Source organism: Acetobacter nitrogenifigens DSM 23921 = NBRC 105050 (assembly GCF_000429165.1).
Classification (GTDB): Bacteria; Pseudomonadota; Alphaproteobacteria; order Acetobacterales; family Acetobacteraceae; genus Acetobacter; species Acetobacter nitrogenifigens.
In genome coordinates, this window is sequence record NZ_AUBI01000024.1 from 13,954 (window position 1) to 33,998 (window position 20,045).

At 57.3% G+C, this 20,045-nt stretch carries 24 protein-coding genes and 1 pseudogene; 13 read left to right on the plus strand and 12 right to left on the minus strand.

Going from position 1 to position 20,045, the window contains the following annotated elements; genetic code table 11:
* Nucleotides 1-48 precede the first annotated feature (48 nt).
* The 5 genes from G442_RS0117225 to G442_RS0117245 are packed head-to-tail and all read left to right on the plus strand — an operon-like array spanning nucleotide 49 to nucleotide 1,876.
* Complete coding sequence (locus tag G442_RS0117225) at nucleotides 49-483, plus strand: hypothetical protein (protein WP_026398979.1); 435 nt, start codon at nucleotides 49-51, stop codon at nucleotides 481-483.
* Complete coding sequence (locus G442_RS0117230; RefSeq protein ID WP_026398980.1) at nucleotides 480-854, plus strand: hypothetical protein; 375 nt, start codon at nucleotides 480-482, stop codon at nucleotides 852-854. The genes G442_RS0117225 and G442_RS0117230 overlap by 4 nt, the downstream gene beginning before the upstream one ends.
* Before the next feature lie 7 nt (nucleotides 855-861).
* Complete coding sequence (locus G442_RS0117235) at nucleotides 862-1,146, plus strand: hypothetical protein (protein WP_026398981.1); 285 nt, start codon at nucleotides 862-864, stop codon at nucleotides 1,144-1,146.
* A 53-nt stretch (nucleotides 1,147-1,199) separates the two neighbouring features.
* On the plus strand, nucleotides 1,200-1,445 hold the full coding sequence (locus G442_RS23095; protein ID WP_246789514.1) for a type II toxin-antitoxin system prevent-host-death family antitoxin: 246 nt from the start codon (nucleotides 1,200-1,202) through the stop codon (nucleotides 1,443-1,445).
* Nucleotides 1,442-1,876: a hypothetical protein gene (locus G442_RS0117245; RefSeq protein WP_026398982.1), complete on the plus strand. Its 435-nt coding sequence runs from the start codon at nucleotides 1,442-1,444 to the stop codon at nucleotides 1,874-1,876. The genes G442_RS23095 and G442_RS0117245 overlap by 4 nt, the downstream gene beginning before the upstream one ends.
* Nucleotides 1,877-1,987: 111 nt before the next feature.
* Here the strand turns inward: G442_RS0117245 and G442_RS0117250 are convergent, their stop codons facing one another.
* The 6 genes from G442_RS0117250 to G442_RS0117275 form a co-directional block, all read right to left on the minus strand.
* Nucleotides 1,988-2,212, minus strand: coding sequence for a hypothetical protein (locus G442_RS0117250; protein WP_026398983.1), 225 nt, complete (start codon nucleotides 2,210-2,212; stop codon nucleotides 1,988-1,990).
* A gap of 9 nt (nucleotides 2,213-2,221) precedes the next feature.
* Complete coding sequence (locus G442_RS0117255) at nucleotides 2,222-2,557, minus strand: hypothetical protein (protein WP_307188554.1); 336 nt, start codon at nucleotides 2,555-2,557, stop codon at nucleotides 2,222-2,224.
* Between the two features lie 77 nt (nucleotides 2,558-2,634).
* Nucleotides 2,635-3,444 carry a hypothetical protein gene (locus G442_RS0117260; RefSeq protein ID WP_026398985.1) on the minus strand — a complete coding sequence of 270 codons (810 nt, stop codon included), beginning with the start codon at nucleotides 3,442-3,444 and terminating at the stop codon, nucleotides 2,635-2,637.
* A gap of 106 nt (nucleotides 3,445-3,550) precedes the next feature.
* On the minus strand, nucleotides 3,551-4,018 hold the full coding sequence (locus tag G442_RS0117265; protein ID WP_026398986.1) for a hypothetical protein: 468 nt from the start codon (nucleotides 4,016-4,018) through the stop codon (nucleotides 3,551-3,553).
* A 2-nt stretch (nucleotides 4,019-4,020) separates the two neighbouring features.
* Nucleotides 4,021-4,863: a hypothetical protein gene (locus G442_RS0117270; RefSeq protein WP_026398987.1), complete on the minus strand. Its 843-nt coding sequence runs from the start codon at nucleotides 4,861-4,863 to the stop codon at nucleotides 4,021-4,023.
* A gap of 129 nt (nucleotides 4,864-4,992) precedes the next feature.
* The gene (locus tag G442_RS0117275) at nucleotides 4,993-5,694 is read right to left on the minus strand and encodes a hypothetical protein (RefSeq protein WP_035376862.1); all 702 of its coding nucleotides are present in this window, start codon (nucleotides 5,692-5,694) and stop codon (nucleotides 4,993-4,995) included.
* A 384-nt stretch (nucleotides 5,695-6,078) separates the two neighbouring features.
* Here G442_RS0117275 and G442_RS23100 point away from each other — a divergent pair, with 384 nt between their 5' ends.
* From G442_RS23100 to mobF, 5 genes are all read left to right on the plus strand, one after another.
* On the plus strand, nucleotides 6,079-6,801 hold the full coding sequence (locus tag G442_RS23100) for a BRO-N domain-containing protein (RefSeq protein ID WP_035376863.1): 723 nt from the start codon (nucleotides 6,079-6,081) through the stop codon (nucleotides 6,799-6,801).
* A 29-nt stretch (nucleotides 6,802-6,830) separates the two neighbouring features.
* Nucleotides 6,831-7,178 (plus strand): HU family DNA-binding protein, encoded by a 348-nt coding sequence (locus G442_RS0117285; RefSeq protein WP_161628393.1) that lies wholly within the window; start codon nucleotides 6,831-6,833, stop codon nucleotides 7,176-7,178.
* 41 nt (nucleotides 7,179-7,219) lie between these two features.
* Nucleotides 7,220-7,489, plus strand: a complete 270-nt coding sequence (locus G442_RS0117290; protein WP_026398990.1) for a WGR domain-containing protein — start codon at nucleotides 7,220-7,222, stop codon at nucleotides 7,487-7,489.
* Nucleotides 7,490-7,575: 86 nt separating this feature from the next.
* Entirely contained in the window at nucleotides 7,576-7,884 is a 309-nt protein-coding gene (locus G442_RS0117295) for a hypothetical protein (RefSeq protein ID WP_026398991.1), read from the plus strand.
* Nucleotides 7,884-11,126: a MobF family relaxase gene (mobF, locus tag G442_RS23105; protein ID WP_246789515.1), complete on the plus strand. Its 3,243-nt coding sequence runs from the start codon at nucleotides 7,884-7,886 to the stop codon at nucleotides 11,124-11,126. The genes G442_RS0117295 and mobF overlap by 1 nt, the downstream gene beginning before the upstream one ends.
* Nucleotides 11,127-11,174: 48 nt before the next feature.
* On the opposite strand, the gene G442_RS24580 is transcribed toward mobF, so the two are convergent.
* From G442_RS24580 to G442_RS25350, 3 genes are all read right to left on the minus strand, one after another.
* Nucleotides 11,175-11,942, minus strand: coding sequence for a Fic family protein (locus tag G442_RS24580; protein WP_161628394.1), 768 nt, complete (start codon nucleotides 11,940-11,942; stop codon nucleotides 11,175-11,177).
* A 5-nt stretch (nucleotides 11,943-11,947) separates the two neighbouring features.
* Nucleotides 11,948-12,763 (minus strand): galactosyltransferase-related protein, encoded by an 816-nt coding sequence (locus tag G442_RS24585; protein WP_084440683.1) that lies wholly within the window; start codon nucleotides 12,761-12,763, stop codon nucleotides 11,948-11,950.
* A gap of 1,227 nt (nucleotides 12,764-13,990) precedes the next feature.
* Nucleotides 13,991-14,812: a hypothetical protein gene (locus G442_RS25350; RefSeq protein ID WP_146882616.1), complete on the minus strand. Its 822-nt coding sequence runs from the start codon at nucleotides 14,810-14,812 to the stop codon at nucleotides 13,991-13,993.
* A gap of 498 nt (nucleotides 14,813-15,310) precedes the next feature.
* Here G442_RS25350 and G442_RS0117310 point away from each other — a divergent pair, with 498 nt between their 5' ends.
* Together G442_RS0117310 and G442_RS0117315 are read left to right on the plus strand one after the other, a co-directional pair.
* Nucleotides 15,311-15,583: an AbrB/MazE/SpoVT family DNA-binding domain-containing protein gene (locus G442_RS0117310; RefSeq protein ID WP_026398993.1), complete on the plus strand. Its 273-nt coding sequence runs from the start codon at nucleotides 15,311-15,313 to the stop codon at nucleotides 15,581-15,583.
* Complete coding sequence (locus G442_RS0117315; RefSeq protein WP_026398994.1) at nucleotides 15,580-15,990, plus strand: type II toxin-antitoxin system VapC family toxin; 411 nt, start codon at nucleotides 15,580-15,582, stop codon at nucleotides 15,988-15,990. The genes G442_RS0117310 and G442_RS0117315 overlap by 4 nt, the downstream gene beginning before the upstream one ends.
* Nucleotides 15,991-16,234: 244 nt before the next feature.
* On the opposite strand, the gene G442_RS0117325 is transcribed toward G442_RS0117315, so the two are convergent.
* Genes G442_RS0117325 through G442_RS23115 form a run of 3 tightly spaced genes read right to left on the minus strand, consistent with a single transcriptional unit; the run spans nucleotide 16,235 to nucleotide 19,780 of the window.
* A complete protein-coding gene (locus tag G442_RS0117325) occupies nucleotides 16,235-18,586 on the minus strand; it encodes a type IV secretory system conjugative DNA transfer family protein (protein WP_026398995.1) in 2,352 nt (783 codons plus the stop codon).
* A gap of 3 nt (nucleotides 18,587-18,589) precedes the next feature.
* Nucleotides 18,590-19,201 (minus strand): hypothetical protein, encoded by a 612-nt coding sequence (locus G442_RS23110; RefSeq protein WP_051292488.1) that lies wholly within the window; start codon nucleotides 19,199-19,201, stop codon nucleotides 18,590-18,592.
* A gap of 12 nt (nucleotides 19,202-19,213) precedes the next feature.
* Complete coding sequence (locus G442_RS23115; RefSeq protein ID WP_246789517.1) at nucleotides 19,214-19,780, minus strand: secretion/conjugation apparatus DotM-related subunit; 567 nt, start codon at nucleotides 19,778-19,780, stop codon at nucleotides 19,214-19,216.
* A gap of 34 nt (nucleotides 19,781-19,814) precedes the next feature.
* Here G442_RS23115 and G442_RS0117345 point away from each other — a divergent pair.
* Nucleotides 19,815-20,045, plus strand: a pseudogene (locus G442_RS0117345) (IS6 family transposase); the annotation flags it as partial.

A 20,045-nucleotide genomic window follows, 5' to 3' on the forward strand; every position in this document is an offset into this window, starting at 1 on the left:
CGAAGGGTCGGGGCGGTGTCCCGGCCAGTGAGGCCGGAGAGTTCTCCCATGCAGACCTTGTTCAACACACTTCTCGAAGAAGCCAGAAGCGCCGCCTCGCAGGGCAACGGCTGCTCATACGAACTGTATGTTCAGAAATTCACCAGTGAAGTCGACCGGCGGGCGGCGAAGTTGTCTCCCGCAGAGGCGGCGCAATTCGTCGCTGTCGCGACCTCCCAGGGCGATTACGCCCCGCCGTGCGAACAGGTGACGTTTCCCGGCTGTTGCTCCCACGGCATCGAATGGGGCTGCTGTCCGGCCGGATGTGACGACAACGGGGCGTGGTCCGATGACGAACGGCATGCCGACTTCATCGCCCTCGAAGCGCAGCTTCAGGACGAACTCGCAGCGGAAGAAGAGCGGGAGAGGCTGGAACTGATCGCCGCCCGCGACGCTCGCGTCCTCGACCGGATTCACGCCTTCAGACAAAGGATCGCGTCATGACGCCTCCCGTCCATCCTGCGCTCGAAGCCGTTCTCTGCGAGCTGGTCGAGCCGTTCGATCCACGGCTCGCCGAGGCGGTCAGGAATCAGCCTTTTCAACGAGCGACGCTTATCAAGGCGTTCTGCGACAGCTTCGCCGTGAACTACCCGAACCGGGCAATCTGGCTCGATACGCTCCGCCAGAACGCCTTCAGGGCCATCGTGCTCGACAAGATCGCACGCGGCGTCGCAACGGACGACGAAATCGCGGACCTCGTTTACGCGGAAGTCGCGCAGATCAGCGACCACGGCCAGCACACTACCTGGCAACCCGAGGCCGTCTTCCGACTCACCCGCGAATTGCGCGCCGCCAACGCAAGCGTGGCGGCATAGCTGCGCGATGGACGGCAATCCTTCTTCTTCCGCAGGCCCGACGGCGCGCCTCTCCGGAAGCAGGCTCTATCGCTGTCTCATGGTTCTCGGGTGGTCCGAACGCCTCGCCGCAGAGCGATGCCACGTCCACCGCACTCAGCTTCGACGCGCCATCGACGGCACGTCGTCATTGCCCCTGGATATCTCGGCATGGCTCCTCGATCTCGAAAGCGCTCATCTGGATCGGCCCTGCCCGCGTCTGCGAACAGCCGATCCAATCGTCGCAGGGCAGGCGGGCGAGCAAAGCCGCTGACATATTAAAGAATATGTATTATATGTATTTCATGCCTGATTAAGGAGCGGATTATGGCCTCGGTTCAGCGGATTATGGCTACGGCGGGTGAATTGGTACGGAAGTTCGCGCATTACAGCGATATGGCTCTAGCCCAACCAGTCATCGTTACGCGCAACGGGCGACCCCGCAATGTGCTGCTTTCCATTGAGGAGTATGACCGCCTGCGTAGCCGCGACCAGCAGGCCATTATCGCCGCCGATACGCCCGAACGCTTTCTGGCGGACATTGAAGTTCTTGCAGCCCGTGACGGCGCGTGAGTCATCCCTCCCAGGGAGCCGTCATCCGGTATTCCTATCTGTGGGCCGACGAAAATGCAGCGGGAGCGGAAGAAGGACGCAAGGACCGCCCGACGCTTGTTCTGGCGCTCTCAGTCCGAAACGAAGACGGTTTGGCGGAACTGCTCGTTTTAGCCATTACGCATTCACCTCCCCGCGATAAGACCGAGGCGGTTCCTCTCCCCAAAGATGTTAAGCGCCTTTTGGGTCTGGACGACGCTCCTTCGTGGATCGTTACAACAGAGGCCAACTATTTCATCTGGCCTGGTCCGGATCTTCGTCCAATCCCCGGACGCAAACCGCCGGGCGTCGTTTATGGGCATATTCCGGCTGGTTTGTTGTCCACCGTTGCGCGGTCCTACCTCACTAATCGCGACAAACAGAAAGGCCGGTTGGTGCGCCGCACAGAATAGTGTCTTACGTAGAAAGCGCTCCGCGATAACAGAAGGCCGCCCAGGGGCGGCCTTTGCTATCCAGATCACGGGCCGGACGCTCTATGTCGGCCAACCCATCCACCGTCCGAATCACTCAGAAAGCGAAAAGCCGGCATAAAGCGCGATCGTGACGCCCATGATCGAAAGCATGAAGACCGCCACGATCCTCCAAAACGGAAATCCGGCTCCGTTCGCATTTCCGTCCTCGGCCATTTCAGCGCCTGCCACAAGCAACCTCCAGCAGCCAATGACGCCGCTGATCGCCATGCCAGCAGCGACAAACAATAAAGCCGCCTGCGTCAGGTATAGGCCCATAGAATTACCTCAGTGACTGAAAATGAACCCGAGCTTGCCATCGTCCATGATATACGGGGTGCATGTGTTCCCCGGATGAACCTCAGCATAGGGTTTGACATATTTGGCCGGAACCCACCCGGGTTTGAATGCAAGGTTCATGCTCTGAACATATCCATTCGTTTCAGGAACGTTCGTCGCTACAGGTAAAACACCAAGGGCTGGTGCTATCATCGCTGATCCATCGCGGGGTTCAGTCAGGAGCGGGATGGGATGATCAAAATTCATCATGACGGAATCGGGCGCATCGAGCGCCATACAGACATATCCCGATAACGGCTTGATAGGTTTATGTTCAGCCGCCATCGCGAGTACCGGCGCCAGGTGTGCGATCGCCAGTCCTAAGGCGAGAGGTAGATGTTTCAGTGTCATGTTGTCTTATCCTATGAGCTGAGAATTGGAGAGCTGGCGGCGGAGCCCATCTTCGCGGCGACGGAAGATTTCCATTGGCCGACTGTTTCTCCTGAAGAAATTCCGTTGCTTGCGAGCTGGTTACTTGGCACGTAACTGGACATCAGTGCGCTATCATTCGCAGTGGCGATCTGCGCGCCGCGCTGTGGGCCGAAATTGTAATAGGCTCGTGTGTCCAGGGCGGTCGGGTCGCTTATCCCGGCTTTTTGCAGCGAGGTCGCTGCGTCCTTCAGATACTGGGCCGCCGCGACGGCCTGGGTGGCCGGATCCTGCTGGCCTGATATCCCCGTGTCGGTGATCGAGGCGGCAAGGCTTGGGTCGGACGCCAGCGCCTTCTGAAGCTCCTCGCTGTACGTTCCGTTCGACATCTGGAAAGCCCCGGTGATCGTGTTGCCGCCGCCAGCGGTGTTCACGTTCTGGCAACCAGACTCCACAACGCAGGTCGCCGCAAGAGCGTTAGGATTAACACCAAGCGCGCTCGCGTTCTGTGCGGCGGCGTATCCCCATGACTGCGAATACATCGACTGCAGCGCGTCAGTGTCGCTTCCGGAACTGGTCGTGGTCGAGACGACGGATCCGCTGCCGCTAATCTGTTGCGTCGTCGACGAGGTGGGCGGCGTCCAGTCGCCCATCCCGATTTCCTGCCAGGTTGCATTGACGGTCGGCGGAAGGCCGGACGGCACGTTGACCGTCTGGGCCGCCGCCGGATAGATCACGAAGCAGCATCCCAGAAGCTGCCACGCTCTCCATGAGGGGCGGGGAGCATGGTTTCTCGGTCTCACGGGTTCCTCCTGTAGTGGCGATGCCCGAGTCTGACCGGCCATGATGAGACGGGATTCAAAAAAATAAGGCCCAGGGAGAGAGTGTGTCCAAAACGGCCACACCCTGTCACGGGAGGCGTCCGAGCACGAAGCCACCCAGAATCAGCATTGCCGCCCAGAAGACGATCAATCCGGTAGAGCGCCACTGATACCGGTCGGCGATCAGCTTCGCCCGCCGCCCGACTTCGGGCTCCATGGACGAGAAGACCTTGCTGATCACGTCCAGGACCCGCCCTTCGACCATCTTCTCGTTGATCGAGTGGAGGGCGCGCGCGGCTTCCACGCCGTCGCCAAGGGCATGTTCGATGCTGCGCCGCTCGGTTTGCAGCATCAGCAGCGTGTCGTTCAACGTCCGGGGCATCCTGTCCAGCGCACGGTTCTGGGCCTCGAGAACCGCGATAATCGCCAGAAAGAAGCGCCCGTTCGGGGAGTCAGGGCGCGCCGTGAAGTGTTGAAGAGCCCGCTTCAGCTCCTCGATCGCCTGGTCTTGCGTCGGCGTCGTTTCAGCCGGGGCTATGCGGGCATGTTGGCTCATGATCACACAAATTCCCTGGGCTTCGGCAGGCCCAGCGGCATATCGGGAAGAAGCGCCGGGTCGATCTTCGCCAGAAACTCGGGGAATGCGCGGAAGAACCAGTCCTCGGCGCGCATCCGGTCAAACAGGCCGGTCGGGGGATGCCCTTCGACCTGCTTGTCATCACAAAAATCGGTATAGGACAGTCGCCGGTCCGTAATTTCGTCCATGCGGTCCAGCTCCGGCATGAAGTAGATGCCGCCGTCCGGCTTGCCCGCGCTCGCGTCCATAACGGCGTCCGAGTTGCGAATTTTGTCGAAATGGCTGTCGCTGTTGTATCCAAGAGGCAGAAGCCCGCGGTTCAGAACGACGATGCTGTGTCCTGGCAGGAAGCGGCGCTTTTCCTGAAGGTCCTGCAAATAGTCGGCGTCCGCCAGTTCAGTGCCGAGCATATAGACCACCACGACCTTGATCCCCAGTCTTGCGAGCTGCGGCACAAGAGGCGTCGTGTTGATGATTTCATGGAACGCAGTCCATCCGCCGCCGATATCGAGAACCACGTCTTTCTTGCGGGTCACCAGTCCCTCAATCTGCTGCTCCAGCCACACCTTCTGATCCTTCAGCGTCGAAGCCTCGGGCTTTCTGGCGTCGGGGTGGAAGTGTGAGATTGAATGCGAGACGTTGAGATGGTCGGTGTTCCAGACCTCCACGTCTCCGCCCTGACGAATGACGGTCTGGGTGAGCGCGTTGAGAAAAACCGTTTTTCCCGTCCGTTGCCGGCCAACAGCTGTCAGGAGGACTGGCGGCTTCGTCCGGACGGGGCTGGCTGGTCTGGTCTCGCTCGGCGCTGGTTTGGTTGTAGTCATCTCATACCCTTCTCGTGATCACAGTGGATCCGGTTCATGGTCCGACGAACGCGCCCCGAAGAGCCCGCCGTTGAGAGGGACTTCATCCTTCCATCATGCGACGAAACAGATGTTTCTTCATGCCGTGCGCTAATTTTCGGCTTCAGTGGGGCCGACAGGCTGGTCCGGCACGTCCTCCCCACGCATGAGACGCTCAAGGACGTCGTTTTTCTCCGCGACTATCGCTTCCAGAGCAGGGAGGCGGGCCGTCTGTTCCTGAGCGATGGCCCGGCCGCCGTTCGTTTCGTTCAGTCTGATCTTTTCCTTCAGCGCCGTGACGTCCCACTGGGCCCTCCCCAGATCGATCCTCGCGGCTCTGATCCTGTCGTAACTGGCGCGCGGGTTCTGGTCGGTCGTAACCATGGATGTGACGCGAGCCTCGCTCAGGGTGCGATGAACGATGACTGGTGCGCTATCAGGTTCTGACCTGGCTGGCTCCACGAATTCTGGCTTCCAGTCCGCAGGCAGGCGGCTGGGCGCGACAGGACGGATTGAGTTCTTTTCCTTGCGCTCGACACGGGTTCGCTCGGCTTCTTCCTCATCCTGTGCGCGTCGTGCTTTAGCCAGACAGACCATGCGCCATGTTTTGCGCACACGTTGAATGGACCGCTTGTCGGTTCCAATCGGGATCCCGTGTTCCATCGCGATTTCAACGTATGGCAACCACATCTCGCCGGGCAGGCGATCAGCTTCGAGCTCGGCGTGGTTTCTGTAGAGCCATCGATACAACTCTCCGACCTTACGTTTACGCGGTTGGGATTTGAGCCGCTCTTTCAGGCTGGCGAATGTCATGTGATCCCCCATCGGACTTGCTGACGGGATGAGGATGACCGGATCACATGCGACCAAAAACCGCTTTGAGAAAAAATGTGCCACGTCCAGTCCCATGTCCGGGCCATTTCCGTGCCACCTGTCGCCCCATGTCCGTGCCAGAACCGTGACTGTTCCGTGCCATGTGTGTGCCACCTGAAATCTGGGCTCTCATACACCATTGCACCCTCAGTGCGGGCGGCTCCGCCGCCAGGGACGGGCAGGCGGGAAAGGGTGCGGTTACTAATCGCTCCCTTTGAGAGTTGCGGCTGCACATCCAGAAGGACGATGATGGTCAGTTTTCCGTAGTTCGTCGCATGTTGGGGGCTCAGTCTGGTCTCGGACACACACTCAGGAGAACAAATGATGACCAGATCACTGGACCATGCACTTACGTTTGAAGGTCGAACGTTCGAGGCGTTCGATCACGCCGGGCAGCGATGGCTGTTAGCCAAAGAGGTATGTGAGGCTCTTGAGCTGCGCCGTTCGCGAGATGCAGTCCGACAGTTAGACGACGACGAAGTATGTCTAATCCCACAGGAGACAGCTGGGGGTGTACAGGAAGTGCTCGCGGTGAGCGAAAGCGGCGCCTACCACCTGTCCTTTACGTCCCGAAAACCCGTAGCCAAGCGGTTCCGGCGCTGGGTGACGGAGGAGGTGTTGCCGCAGATCCGGCGCACGGGCGAATACAGGCCGGGCGCAGAGGCGCAGGCCGACAGCGCGCCCCGGCCCCAGATCAGCGAGGCCGATCTGCGCCTCCTGGCGCAGCTGAAAGAGGACGACATCTACCAGTCAACCCGTCACCTGGTGACCCGCGTGAACGGTAAATTCTCGGTCGAAAAAGCGTTGACCGAAGCAAAGCGCCCCTGGTCCTATGATCTGGACATGCTGGAACTGATTCATCTGGTGAAGCTTGTGCAGATCAGCTGGTTCGCCCTGGGGCAGGATAGCCGGCGGCCCGATCAGATGCGTCAGTATATGTGCCGTCTATCCACGGTCATGAAACTGCTCGATGACAAACTGGGCACAGGCCCCTACTTTGAACCGGTATCGGCTGCGTTGCCGGAAGGGCCAGCGCAAGCGGCGTAGGGTCGGTTTTTTCCGGGGCGGCAAGCGGTATGGACTCTTGTCGCTCCATCGTGGCGGGCATTAACGTGCTGGCGGCAAAAACAACAAGACGGAAGACAATGACCAACAACGATCTGATCGAACGAATTTCGGCTGCGGCTGACATCACGAAGAAGGACGCGAAGACGGCCCTTGAGACTGTTTTTGCCGCGATAAGGGAGGCCGCCGCCAAAGGCGAGGAAACCAGCATTTCGGGCTTCGGCAAGTTCGTTGTGCGCTCGAGGCCCGAGCGCACCGGCCGCAATCCCCAGACCGGGGAGGAAATGACCATTCCGGCAGGCCGCAAGCTGGCCTACACCCCGGCGAAGGCCGTCAAGGACTCTCTGGCGGGCGCATAAGGGCTCGTACTCGATCCCGCAACCTGATAGACTGCCCCTCCATGGTGGGAGGGTCTTTCATGCAACTTGCCCTGTTCCCGACTTCCGCGTCGCTGGTTCGCATCGATCCCGCCTGCAACGCATGGCGTTACTACGAGCTGACGATCCAGCCCGACCTGTTCGGCGGCGCCGCGCTCATGCGGCGCTGGGGCCGGATCGGGACGCAGGGCCGGTTGCGTCTTGACCTTTTCGTCGACGCCGGGGCGGCCGCCAACCAGCTCGCCCGCCTGAGCCGCCAGAAGCTGGCCAGAGGCTACGCGCCGCGCCCCTAGTCGCCTTCCTTTTCCGCTCGCCCTTTCTCGTCGCATGACGTTGGCGAAACCTGTGCTGCGACACTTGAAACGCAGGGCAGGACGGTATGAGCAACACCCCACAACCCACTGAAGCCGAATGGCGGGTGCATGTCGACGAACAGTTCGACGCGGTGAAAGAGGCGCTGCGGGCCATCGCCACGCGTCAGGACCTTATTCTTGAGCTTCTCACGCCCGAAAAGAGCGACGGCCCCACGCTGGACGAGCTGCTGGCGCGCGTCGTGACCCTGATCGCCGATCAGCGCCCCATTCTGCGCCGTATTGACCATACGACAGGGGTTTCGCTCGACATTCTGGAAGGCCGCGAACCTCGGTCCCGGGAAACGCCCGACGAGGCGGGGGCTGATGGAGCATGATGACGTTCCGAAAGATCTCGGCCGCCTGCAAGGGGCGGCTGGTCACGGCCTACTACACTCAGGAGATACCAGACCCAGAGGTGGATTTCCGTCTCGATCCCACGAAGGCTCCCGATGGAGACGGCGCCCGCCTGACCAGCTACTATACGGGTCGCGACGGCCGCGCCGCCTGGCGTCCGGACATGAGCGCGCGGGCGGCCGATGTCCTGGGCATCGACCGGTTCACTCCGCCGACCAACGCGCAGCTCGCCAACCTGTATGAGGCGAAGCGGGCGGATAACGGCGAGGCGTGGTCGGCCCATGACCGCAAGATCAGCGCCTACGATCTCACGCTTGCTCCCCATAAGTCCGTGACGCTGGCCGCCGAATTCGCCACGACCGAGGCGGAACGCGCGGCGATCTGGCACGCCATTGATACGGCGAACGACGCCACCATGCGCTACGTCGCCCGCGAACTGGGGCAGGCCCGGCGGGGCAGGGGCGGGAAGGACGGCGCCGAGGAAGGCGAGGTGGCGTGGGTGTCTTATCGCCACACGACGGCGCGCCCGACCGTCGAGGCGAAAGACCCGGAGAGCGACGTCACCTATCTGATCGACACGCCAGTCGGCGGAGATCCGCACGCTCATATCCATAACACCCTGTTCAACATGGTCGTGACCGAGGACGGTCATGTCGGCTCCCTCGACACGAAACAGCTGCGCTCGCGCGTGCATGAATTCGGGGCGTATTTTCAGGCCGTGCTGGCTCAGGAGCTGCGCAGCATCGGGATCGAGCAGCAATACGACGCGAAGGAGCAGGCGACGATCGTCAGCGCCGTCCCGCAACCCATTTCCGATTTCTTCAGCAAGGGACGGCGCAACGTCCTTAAAGCCGCGCAGGCCTATGCGACGGATCAGGGGCTGGACTGGGACGAGATGTCGATCGAGGGGAAGCAGAAGATCCTCTCGATGGCCGGACTGGCCGCACGGCTAGGCAAGGATCAGGGCGCCGATGACCGGGAGATCTGGAAACGGCAGGCGGACGAGTTGGGCTGGGTCGACCAGAGTCTGATCGGACCTGAAATCGATCCAGGCCTCGACCGTCATGGTCGGCTCGACGAGGCCTGGCGCTTCGTCGCGCGCCATCTGGAGGAAGAGTTCAAGACGGCGGCTGTGATCGATCACCACAAGCTGCGCATGTACGCGGCGCGCGGATTGATCGCGACCGGGATCGATGGCGGCGTCAGGGACATTGATGATGTCGTCAGGCTCACCGAGGAGCGCGGCATTGATGTGCGCGGTCAGAGGGTCCAGCTCGTGGTCGCGGCGAAAGGCGAACAGGAGCGCGTCACGCACACCGAACAGATCCGGCTTGAAGAGGATCTTGCGATTCATGTCGCGCGGGCAGCCGGGGATCGGAGCGGGGCTCTCGGTAAGGACGCGATCGACAGGGCCATCGAGCGGTCCGGACTGGATTTTGAATCCGCGCAGGGTCTGGCGCAGCGTGAAGCGGTCTACACCCTTGGACAGGGCGGGGCGATCGCCATGCTGACCGGAGTGGCCGGGTCCGGCAAGACGACGCTCCTCAGGCCTCTGGTTGACGCGTGGCGGCATGACGAACGAGCTGGTCCTGAAGGCCGGCGAGTGATCGGGGTCGCGAACGCGTGGCGTCAAGCGGACGCGCTGAAGGATGCAGGGATTGAAGAGACCTATGCGCTTTCGCCGTTTCTGGATCGCGTGGATCGGGGCGATCTCGTGCTGGACCGCAACACCGTAATCGCTCTTGACGAGGTCGGGCAGGTGGCGCCACGGCAGATGCTCCGGTTACTGGAGATGCAACGTGATACCGGGCTGATCCTGAGGCTGATGGGCGACCGCGAACAGGCGCAGGCGATCGAGGCCGGCGATGCGCTCGAAATCATAAACCGCGTGCTCGAGGACACTGATCGCGCCGAGCTTCTGTCGACGGTCAGGCAGAGACGTCAGCGCGACAGGATGATCGCAGGGCTGTTTCGTGGCGAAGAGCCCGGAGAGGCGGAACTGGACGCCTACGCGACAAAAGGGAAGGCGACCGCCGCCGAAACGGACGCAGACCGGGACGACGATCTTCGCAACCGCTTTCACGCGGACGAGGTGAAGAAAGCGATCGCGATGAAACGGGAAGACGGTACCATCAGTCTTGTCACCGGAGACCATGACAATGTGCTGGAGACGATCGCGCGGCACTATCTCGATCGACGGGACGCCCTCAGAGCGGAAGGCCCGAAGCGGGACGGATCCTGTAAGACCGTCAGCATGTCGGTCCTGACCAACCGCGACGCGGCCGATCTGAGTCAGGCGGTGCGCCGGTTGCTGCAGGAGCGCGGCGAGGTGGCGCGCGAAGAGCGCGTCGTGAAAGCGGTCGACCAGCGCGGCGACGAATACGACATGGCTGTGGCGACTGGCGATCGCGTCCGGCTTTACAGGCGGGTTTGGGGAAAGGTGGATGGAAAGTCCACCTGGGCAGGCAATAACGGCGACATCTGCGAAGTTCTGGGCGTCACCGACGAGGGGCTGCGTCTTCGTCTCGCCGGCGGCCAGGAGGCGGATGTGGAATGGAGGCGGTTCTCAGATGGCCGATCCAACCGCGTCATGCTTGGCTTCGGGCACGCGATGACGGTCGACGCGGCGCAGGGCCTGACGTCGGATGAACACATAAACGCCATGCCGCGTGGCGCGGATCTCGCCACAGGTTTCACATCCTATGTCGCGGAAAGCCGGGCGCGGGGTACGACGTGGACGATGATCGCGGACGGCGCGACCTTCGAGGCGGTGCGTAACGGACGGGCGCTTGGAGACCAGACGTCCATTACCAGCGAGGATCTTTGGGATCATGTCGCGCGCAGGATGGCGCACAAGCCATACAAGGCCCTGGGAATGGATCTTCCGCATCGAAAGCGAAAGGATCGCGATCAGCGGGTGCGCGAGCTGATCGACGTCGGCCGCAAAATGGAGCAGGCGCGACGCGAGGGACGCGATCCGGGACAGGAGAACAAAATCGCCGTTCGCGGACGGCAAATACAGAAAGAGCATGGTGGTCTTATCGCGAAGCTTGATGCTGAGCTGCGACAGATCATGGAGCATGCTCAGATCGTCATGAGCGAGCGCGAAGTCAGCCTCCGCCGCGAACGGGCAGGAGCAGTGCCGTCACAGGGTGAGCCGGTCGTTCCGGGTGAGCGGAAAAGAGGGCCGGAGGCGGGCATAACAGGGCACTTAAAAGTATGAGAAACGTTATTCCAAAAAATACAATATGAATTAAGAATTTACCTACAATCAAGAATCCAAAGTAATACGCAGTTGAGTGGAGGCAGTGGCAAACCACTTTATGATTGGATACCATCTCCCGAAATACCGAGCTTCTCTTAGATTTAAAGTCATACCCCGTTTTGAAATATAAGAAAGTTCGTAAACGGGGAAATAAGCGTCACTGCTGGCTGCATTTTGTATAATATTATTAAACAATATTCTTCCTACCCGTCCATTCCCATCCCCAAAAGGATGCAAGGTAACCAACGAACAGTAAGCGTACATCGCAGACAAATAAGGATTAATTCTGGCATAGGAGTTTAAACGAGATCGTATGTTTTCAATTTCCAAATCGATCACATTACAATCCGGATAGAATATTGTTTCGTGTGAGATGTGGCCTGATGTTCTAACTGGAAAGTTTCGAAACTTAGATGGTGCTTGAAAAATATGGCTGTGAATCTCAATAAGATATTCCACGAACGTTCTATTATCGGAAAACAAGTTATAAATATCCAATTTCGGGCGAGCAAAAATCGACTCATTGCCAGACTTTATACTCGGCATCGAATCATAATAATTCATTATTTTATTCGACAGCCTGTGGTGCAATTTGTAGGAATCAACCAAACATTCATCGTCTATGGGCCGAGAATTATACCACAATACATTCTCTTTCTTCTTGTTTTGTGCAATATAAATAAAATTGTCGGAAAACTCATCAACAAGAGGTAATAGTTCAATAATTTGAATTTGTTCTATACAGGGAAGTGGCTCATATTGTATATAGCGCATTTTCGTCATCCCAGAAATGTATTAACGTCACTTTCCATCGTTCCTGTAAAAACATCATTTGATATATTATTTAATGACGTTGACCTATTCTTGTATTGATCTTCAAATTTATTTTTTGCTAGGATATTCCTTTGTTCGTCGCCGTGTGTGAGATGAATACCACGTCCATGATACAATCGATTTAGCCCCAGCGTTAATTGTGATCGCAATATAAAATCAATATCCTCCCACCCCCATCCTTCTAATGCAGAATTATATCCACCAACAGCAGTGAAGTCTGTTCTCAAGATGGAAAATATACCCGGAGCGCCGCGCGCGCGCGCCTGAGGAAATGATGAAGATATAGTGGTATAGGCCTCAATTCCATTTGATAAGCATATTGTTATACCGTGATCTATCCTATGTAGATTTCCGTATGGGAGAAAGTTTTCAGGAACCACGCTTTCGGATACGGTTTCGAGCGTAACAAAATTCTTCTTCACTACGTTGTGTGCGACGAATTCAAAATCGAAATCTGTCAGGTAAACGTCAGAATCGCAAAATAGCAAAAAATCATTACTGGCGTAGCTTGCGGCTATGTTTATAAATAGTGACTTGTTAAACTTTCTATCTCCAGCATTAATGCCTATTACGTTTAAGTGTTCGGTTTGTATTTTGTTCTTAAATGAAATAAATATATCATTATTGTTATGTACTATTATGATTTCAAATAAATATCGTGCAGCAATCGCCATTGTCTTTTCTATGGTTTTCACATACTCGGGGCGAGAAACAGCAACGACTATTAAAGAGAAATACATAGTATAAAACCTCTGTGACATGATGATTATCGAGATTCATATTGATAAAGTCAACTCTCACAGCATATTCAGGGGGGAAGACCTATTTTTACAGATTTTGTGGATCTCTTATAGTGTGTCAATGCCTAAGTGGCTTTGCCACGCGAACTAGATGGACCGAATCCTAACATCATTTCAACGTCACTGATGGTCAAAAACAGAAAGTGGTGCAACACCCCGCAGAGTCACCTGAGAATCGTCTGCCAACAACGAAATAAACCGGTAGCGTCACTGCCCGGCATCACTTAAATCCTGTCACAACAGGTTTTTCAAAAAAGGTCATTGGCATTTTCAAATATATGGCAGCGAAGTTGACGCAAGCTAGTCCCTCTGCACTTCAGAATTCCTCGTCAGAACAAGAGATCTAATATGCGAAAAATAGAGACTTATCATCACAGCGGCGTTTAGGTTAAACGTGAACAAACACTCCCAAAAAACAGCGCTGAAAATAGGCGTGCTATTGATAATCTTTGACGATATCACGCATATTAATAATAAAATCCACAATAGCGCAGGAAATGCAAAAAGAATACTGATTCTTGTTATTCCAAATTTTTTTATACACCTCTTTTTTATTGTAATAAATGCAAAAAATAAACCAACATAGAAGGTGAATATAATTAACAAACTCGAATTGACAATATATCTATCTAATATAGAGTGAGCAAATGATGTTGCGATGAGAGTAAAACAAGTCATAATACATTTATTTCTGTGTGTCAGGAGAAATACTAAAGCTATGATCGATGTAAACTCAACGTGACTAGGCATTGCCAAAACTTGCCTTGCCCAAATCGTAAAATTATCATGATCAGGTAATAGCCTACCCCATCCGTAAGTTTCCCACCCAGCAAATGCAGCTGACACACACACAGAAGAGCGAAGAAAGTTTTGCTCTTTAAGGAGTTTAAATCCGATTATTGAAAATAATAATTTTGCTAACTCCTCACGAATCCCCAACATAAAGACGTTATCAGTAAATAAAAAATATTGCGCAATATAAAAATACAACTTTAAAGAAATGGCTGCAACAAGACCGAGTAATGCGTAGACGAATAATTTTACAATATCCGCTTTGTGTTCTCTGTACATGTCGAGGCAAAAAAAATTGCATAGTGAAAAATATGTAGCAATCAGACATAGGTAGAGCACAGATTTCGAACCCGCAAGTTAAAAGTTATTTCTGTGCTCAACCTGAAACTATATAAATTAATATTTTACCTGGGAATTGCTGTCGCTCGCCAGCGACGCACCGGGTGTATTGACCTTGTGATTGTCCAAAGATACAGGCACGGAAGCTATATAATTGTCTCGCAATGCCGCCTGCTGATAACTTCCCACAATTGGCGTGCCATCGTAATTACTAGCTATATCACTGGCGACTTCGTTTAGAAAATCTTGTGAAATTTGAAGGAGCTGATCATTTGTTAGATTAGACGACATCATTGATGATTGCGCAACTGACGAGGATCCTGCAATAAATTGCATAGAATTATTCAATTTATTTTGACTTCCCCCTATAATTTTATCGAATGCTCTTTCGAAATCTCCCATTATTCGACTTGCTGCGGACTCTACATCGCCGATTATCCTACCCGCAATCTCATTTGATAATCCTACGCAACCTCCAGCCGACACACCTTTTCCTGCAAGATTAACTGAAAATGAAATCTGGTTGGGACCGGTGGAAACACTGCAAGCCCCTGTTGCGTTGTTAACGGTCGTGGCGCCAGCAGGAGGTGCTGTAGTGCCATTTTTAACTCCTGTCTGAAGCGCTTCACTTTGCCCGTCCTGCATCTGGAATTTATTTTGCGCATTTGGCGATAAATCTGCAATCTGCCATGCACCATAATCGGCGTTTCCATTGCCGCCAGTAGTAGGGCCTACGCCGCCGCCGCCGCCTCCAGGGATAGTTCCTCCGCCTCCTCCAGGCGGCGTTCCGATAACTGTCAGGCTTTCAGAGGGCATGGCTGAGAAAAGCAGCAAATCGTCCTCAGATGCGAATTTCTGCGCAGGCACAAAAGTTTCCATAGTCGCCGTCTCGTCTATTTCATTTGTTACGTTAAGTTTCCATGTTACGTTGTGATATGTTTCGATGAAATGTCAAGCACTCTAAGAGGCTGTTAGGCCATCATCCAATCTGCAGCGCTAGCGATGTGGAAGATCGAGAGCAAAGCTCGTTATTTTGTTTCTGGTTTTGACAAGCACACCACTACTCTCAGGCTTTGCGATGTCGATGGGCGCTTATTGTCCAGGCACTGGACTGGTTCGAATTGCGGCGGCGCCTTGCGCGCAGAGCGGGACGGTTTCAAGATTTGGTGGCGGTACGACTGGCTCACGCATCTAACCTATACGGGACTGTTGATCGCGTGAGATCATGGAGTGGGACCGATCGCCATACAGCGGCTCCTGCTGGGGAGCGGTCTCGAGTCAGTCTGAACAATTTACTTTCATGGCATCAATCATCCAAGACCTTGATTTCTCGTCGTTGAGCATATACAATTTGACATATACATACAGGAGGCCACTATGCCCATCCCTGAAATCCATCCGCGACCTCGGGAGGTAAAACTCTTCCGGAATAATCGCAGTCAGGCAGTGCGTATCCCGGTGGAATTTGAACTGCCGGGAGACCGCGTGCTTATCCGTCGGGACGGTGACAGGCTGGTTCTTGAGCCCGTCAAGGCGCCGTCTACGCTGAAAGAACTCCTCGGCGCATGGCGTGAAGAGCCCCCGTTAGGCCCCGAGGACGATTTCCCCGACGTTCATGATGTCGCCGCCAGACCGGAAGATACCTTGTGAGTGCCTATCTTCTTGATACCAACATCATCAGCGACCTTGTCCGCAATCCATCCGGATCTACTGCGCGACGCATCGCACAAGTCTACCCAGGCGACCTCTGCACCAGCATCATCGTGGCGGCCGAACTGCGTTATGGATGCGCCAAGAAAGGCTCCGCAAAGCTGCTGAGCCGGGTAGAAGGCATACTGGCGTTCGTGCCGGTACTGCCGCTCGATATTCCCGCTGACGGTGAATACGGCGGCATCCGCGCCGAACTCGAGGCGGCGGGGCAGATAATCGGCATGAATGATTTGCTCATCGCGGCCCATGCATACACTCTCAAAGCAACCCTGGTGACGAACAACACCCGTGAGTTTGGCCGTATCCGAGGGCTGAAGGTCGAGAATTGGTTGGTGGATTTGGCATGACTGACAACGATACGACCGACGAAATCGATATGCTGGATGTCCTCAAGGGACAGTTTGGCGCGGGCCAAGGCGTAATCATCTTGTCAGGGCCAGCCTGAAGATAGCCGGGGGCAGGGCAATTACCGTGATCCCGCCCCAGGAACCACAATATGACGAGTTCCATGAGTTCTTGAAGTCGAGTGGCGATGACCAGTGACAACGATACGACCAACGGCAGTTTCCCTTTGCATTGAAAGAAAATTAATCACGCCACCAGTCTTTTCGTAAGCTCGTGAATCCGCCGCGCCAGTTCACGCGCGCCAGGAGGCGCAGGCAGGTCATCCTCGTATTGCTTTGCGTCGCCTTCGACCCGAGCTTTGGCTCCCAGGAGCAACAGCGCCTGCTTGCGGGCGACCCCGGGTCGCGGATCGATGGTGCGTTCGATCGCGTCCAGTGCGCCAAGCAACACGCCGTCCAGAGGCGGGCGGGGAGAAGGCGGCGTTCTGTAGCCCGGCTTTGGCGATAAGGCGGCGTCGCGCAACATGATGGTGAATGGCGTGCGCTCGACTTCCTCGCGTCGCACCGGGAAGCTGATCAGGGTGTTGTCGTTCCCCGGGATGGGCTCGACCGAAAGACCGACGAGAGCGCCTGCTATGACCGGGAACGCCGCGCCAATTCCCGCAGGATCCTCGCCGCAGCGCTTCACCTCTTTGATCAGACGCTCGAAGGCGGGTTCCGTGACCGGAGCGTGAAGTTCCGAGCGGTAACTCCCGTTCTCGATCGTGTCGAGCACGGCCCGCGTCTCATCGTCCGGAGCGCTTCCGTCCATGACGATCGGGGCGGAGAGCATAACGGGCTGGGCGGTGCGGATAACGCCGGCCCTGCCGTTGACCTTCGCAAAGAAGGTCTTCGAATGGACGACGCGGCCTGCGAACATGCTGATGGCTTCGCCCTCGATCAGGGATTGCAGATCGGCCCATGGAATGCGGGCGACTTCCCGGATCTCGGCGCCACGTCCCTCGCGGTAGCTGCCGGCGGAATTCCCCTCATAGTGGGTCGCCTGCGTCACTTCCACGCGGTCGGACTGTTTCTCGATCCATTCGCGGGTTCGCATGGCGTCCTGCAGGCGCATGGCGTGCGTCAGGTTGGCGTTGCCGAGAAGAGTGAACGCCTTGTCGCCGATGCGTGTCGTAAGGCCCGGCAGATCCTGAAACCCGAGCCAGAACATGCAGTTCAGACCACGCCCCATGGCGAGCATGCGGTCCATGCCGTCAGTGGCGTAGGCGCTGAGTTCGTCGAAAAAGAACTGGTATGGCGCGTCCCCTGATCCGGCCTTCAGCTTGAAAATTTCTTCGGCCGGACCGTTCAGCCGCGCACCAAGGAGCTGCGCCATGACCGCACGAACAGACGCGACGATGATCTTGCCAAGCCCGGCGAGCGTGTCGGACGAGTTTTCCAGAGAGGGAAGAATGACGAGCAGCACGCGGCGATTGAGCACCACATCGCGCATGTCGATGTCGCCATTCTCGACCTTGAAGATATGGCCGAGGGAAACCGCGAACTGCGTGAATATCTTCGAGAAATACATGGTCGCGAAACCATGTTGTTCCGATGGACGACTTTCCTTCTGCTGGTTCCATTCCAGCCCGGTGTCATATCCCGGCAATTCGCCCAGATAGGCGTGGAAGGGGTAGAGGACGTCATCCGGGATGTCGGGAACAGGAATCTTGATGGGCTGGTTCTGACCGGGGTTGCGGACCAGGAATATGCGATGGCGCGCCAGGGTCGCCAGCCATCGCAGTTCGGTCGCGAAACGGATGGTCTCGATATTGATCGAGACCCCATGCCGGTCGCGCATCCACACCAGCGCCGGCGTGAGCGTGCCGATAAGGTTCACCGCCCTGTCACGAAAGACGCCGTTGGCGTCGTTGGCGACCGGTTCTCCGAGCTGGCTGACCAGCATTTCACGGATGGCGTCAGCGTTGCCCGTGGCGAACGGATTGAAGGTGTTGGATTCCCTGATCGAACTCGCTGTCAGGAGATTCAGGCTCAGAAGCTGATCGTCCAGGCCGAACCGGCGGGTCAGAGCCAGAACGTCGCCGTAAACCGTGTTGTCGCCCTTTCCGTCGATGAGGAGAAATCCTGAGCCATGGGCAAGAGGGTTGGCGAGAAGGGAAATGGCTGACGTGGTTTTACCGGCGCCTGTAGTCCCGGGCATGGCGGCGTGCTGGCGGGCCGCGTCAGACGACATCCAGAGCTGCTGACCCGTTCTGGCCTCAGTGCCAAGATAGACGATCCCCCCGGCTTTTTTCGGTTTCCGGGTTTCGGGATCCAGATCATGTTCATCCGCAAGCCCTGAATACCGGGGGAGATGGAAGGGTAGCACGGGCCGCCGCGTCACGACCCATAGCGTGAGCAGCACGGCCAGAGGAAGTGTGACGCCGATGATCGCGGGCGCGAACCAGCTCACTCCCGCGATGACGAGCAGGACAAAGCCGGACGAGGACGTTCGCATCTCCTCGACGAAGCGCTCGAGGAAGGGCCGCGTGTCGCGGTAGGTCGCCCCGCGACGAACCTGCTGGTGAGCGAGAGGCCCGCCGATCTGACGTTTCGCCATGGATCAGGGCTCCAGCCCGAAGGCGCCGCCGGGCTTGCCTGCCGCGCCGACCGTAGGGGCTCCGCTGATCGTCGGCGCGACGTCGGCCGTCGGCGCACCGCCAGAGTTTTCCCGTGGCGCAGCGGCTCTGGCGCCGCCCGCCGCATAGGGGGAGTTTCCTGTCGTCATGAGACGCTGGGAGTCCTGAATCGTCTGGTTGACGCTTCGCGGCCGATCGACGGCCCCTGAGCCGTTCCAGCCTGAGGGCGACGCCGCCCCGATGGGTCCGCCCGGCAGGGGAGGGAGCAGGGGTTGCTGCGGGATGGAGCCGTCGGAGATTGCGTCCTGTCCGACTGCGCCGGGAATGGCGGCGGGTCGTGACCCCACAATGACAAGGGCGGCCACCAGGCCGAGCGCCACGCCTGGAGCGGCGTCCCTGAGGCGCTTTCTCCAGCCGGGACGGCCTTCGGGGGGCGACCGTTCCGCGAGGACAGGGGCGGGCGGAGAATAAGGCTCTCCAGGATAAGCGTTCGGGTGATCCTTATTCCCGAAGTGACCCTGATCCAGAGACGGTGCGCCGCCGAGCGCAATGACGATCGGGGCCTGACCTTCGGTTTCGATGGTGATGGTGGTCATGATGTTGGTCCTTCAGGGGGTTTGGGGGCGAGGGCGAATGGTGTCGATCGCGACGGAGACGGCGGGGGTGTAGATGGGCCGACGCGCCTTCCGTTCAGCATCCCAGTGCGCGCGCGCGCCTGCGGCTTCCACACGCGGGTTTGGATGGACGTCCTCTTCGGGGCGCTCCTGCGGAAAACCGAGAGAGTGCAGCGCGTACCAAAGCGGCCGGTCGATCAGCTTCACGATCGCGAAGGCAGGCGGCGCCAGAACGCCGGCCTTCCGTCGGGCTTCGGTGAGCAGCGTCATGAGCGCGGTCGTGGTCCAGCCGTTTCGCGCGCAGAGTTCGTTGATGCGGCCGAGCGCGCCCGGCGACGCCAGCATCGCATCGGCTTCCGCCACGATCTCCGCTGGCACGACCAGCGAGGCCTTCGGGCCTTCAGGCCCGTCCAGACCGGCTGGGCGCAGACTTTCAGAGAGCTTGCCGAGCAACGCCATAGCCTCGGCGCGCTCCTGAGCGTAATGGGCGGCGAAGACTGCAAACAGAACGCGCTCAACGGGTGCTGTCACGTTAAGTGAGGCGTGATAGTTTAGCTGCATGAGTGCTCTGCCTTGCAGCTACAAACGACATCGTTTTCCGCGTGAGATCATCGGGCACGCGGTGTGGCTGTATTTCCGGTTCCCGCTGAGCTTTCGGCTGATCGAGGAGATGCTGCTCGAACGCGGTATTGTCGTTTCGTATGAGACGATCCGCCGGTGGAGCCTGAAATTCGGGGCGGCGTATGCGCGCAGGCTGCGCCGAAAGTCGGCGAAACGCGAAGACATCTGGCATCTCGACGAAGCCCGGATTGTGATCGGCGGCAGG

Coding starts and splice junctions, on each gene's coding strand:
- G442_RS0117295 (WP_026398991.1), top strand. CDS start 7,576: ATGAGCAACACCCCACAACCCACTGAAGCCGAATGGCGGGTGCATGTC.
- G442_RS0117235 (WP_026398981.1), top strand. CDS start 862: ATGGACGGCAATCCTTCTTCTTCCGCAGGCCCGACGGCGCGCCTCTCC.
- G442_RS0117285 (WP_161628393.1), top strand. CDS start 6,831: ATGGACTCTTGTCGCTCCATCGTGGCGGGCATTAACGTGCTGGCGGCA.
- G442_RS0117290 (WP_026398990.1), top strand. CDS start 7,220: ATGGTGGGAGGGTCTTTCATGCAACTTGCCCTGTTCCCGACTTCCGCG.
- G442_RS0117275 (WP_035376862.1), bottom strand. CDS start 5,694: ATGACATTCGCCAGCCTGAAAGAGCGGCTCAAATCCCAACCGCGTAAA.
- G442_RS0117255 (WP_307188554.1), bottom strand. CDS start 2,557: ATGGCGGCTGAACATAAACCTATCAAGCCGTTATCGGGATATGTCTGT.
- G442_RS0117250 (WP_026398983.1), bottom strand. CDS start 2,212: ATGGGCCTATACCTGACGCAGGCGGCTTTATTGTTTGTCGCTGCTGGC.
- G442_RS0117265 (WP_026398986.1), bottom strand. CDS start 4,018: ATGAGCCAACATGCCCGCATAGCCCCGGCTGAAACGACGCCGACGCAA.
- G442_RS24585 (WP_084440683.1), bottom strand. CDS start 12,763: ATGTCACAGAGGTTTTATACTATGTATTTCTCTTTAATAGTCGTTGCT.
- G442_RS0117270 (WP_026398987.1), bottom strand. CDS start 4,863: ATGACTACAACCAAACCAGCGCCGAGCGAGACCAGACCAGCCAGCCCC.
- G442_RS24580 (WP_161628394.1), bottom strand. CDS start 11,942: ATGCGCTATATACAATATGAGCCACTTCCCTGTATAGAACAAATTCAA.
- G442_RS0117230 (WP_026398980.1), top strand. CDS start 480: ATGACGCCTCCCGTCCATCCTGCGCTCGAAGCCGTTCTCTGCGAGCTG.
- G442_RS0117310 (WP_026398993.1), top strand. CDS start 15,311: ATGCCCATCCCTGAAATCCATCCGCGACCTCGGGAGGTAAAACTCTTC.
- G442_RS0117325 (WP_026398995.1), bottom strand. CDS start 18,586: ATGGCGAAACGTCAGATCGGCGGGCCTCTCGCTCACCAGCAGGTTCGT.
- G442_RS23110 (WP_051292488.1), bottom strand. CDS start 19,201: ATGACCACCATCACCATCGAAACCGAAGGTCAGGCCCCGATCGTCATT.
- G442_RS0117225 (WP_026398979.1), top strand. CDS start 49: ATGCAGACCTTGTTCAACACACTTCTCGAAGAAGCCAGAAGCGCCGCC.
- mobF (WP_246789515.1), top strand. CDS start 7,884: ATGACGTTCCGAAAGATCTCGGCCGCCTGCAAGGGGCGGCTGGTCACG.
- G442_RS23095 (WP_246789514.1), top strand. CDS start 1,200: ATGGCCTCGGTTCAGCGGATTATGGCTACGGCGGGTGAATTGGTACGG.
- G442_RS25350 (WP_146882616.1), bottom strand. CDS start 14,812: ATGGAAACTTTTGTGCCTGCGCAGAAATTCGCATCTGAGGACGATTTG.
- G442_RS23100 (WP_035376863.1), top strand. CDS start 6,079: ATGACCAGATCACTGGACCATGCACTTACGTTTGAAGGTCGAACGTTC.
- G442_RS23115 (WP_246789517.1), bottom strand. CDS start 19,780: ATGCAGCTAAACTATCACGCCTCACTTAACGTGACAGCACCCGTTGAG.